The organism is Aliivibrio sp. SR45-2, from assembly GCF_963890165.1.
Lineage (GTDB): Bacteria > Pseudomonadota > Gammaproteobacteria > Enterobacterales > Vibrionaceae > Aliivibrio > Aliivibrio salmonicida.
This window is the reverse complement of sequence record NZ_CAWPRC010000104.1, coordinates 1-336: the sequence shown is the minus strand read 5'-3', so window position 1 is coordinate 336 and position 336 is coordinate 1. Positions and strand designations below refer to the sequence as shown.

1 protein-coding gene is annotated in these 336 nt (G+C 33.9%); it reads right to left on the bottom strand.

The features are described 5' to 3' along the window. On the bottom strand, positions 1 to 294 hold a 294-nt coding region (locus tag AACV33_RS04715), incomplete at its 3' end, for a hypothetical protein (protein WP_035470944.1). Positions 295 to 336 lie beyond the last annotated feature (42 nt).

Sequence of the window (336 nt, the reverse complement as noted above, 5' to 3'; positions counted from 1 at the left end):
AATTTGAATAAGTGCCCGTTCAATAGAACGGGCTTTTATTTCGCTCCCAGTTTGTTGCTGGAGGCAAGTCAACATAACGTTTTTAAGTCTTTCATAAATAAATGAAAAAGTTGAAAATATTATCTTGACTTTCAAATCAGAAAGCGTAATATACGCAGCCTGAAACGACGAAGCTGAAACGCTAAGTGGTTGAAAGACAACGCTCTTTAACAATTTAACCAAATCAATCTGTGTGGGCACTTGTGAGTTGATAATCACTAGTTTGCTTTTACTTTTCGAAGTGAATTCAAACAAAAATAATCAATGAACTGAGTGACTACACAAAATTACTTTTAT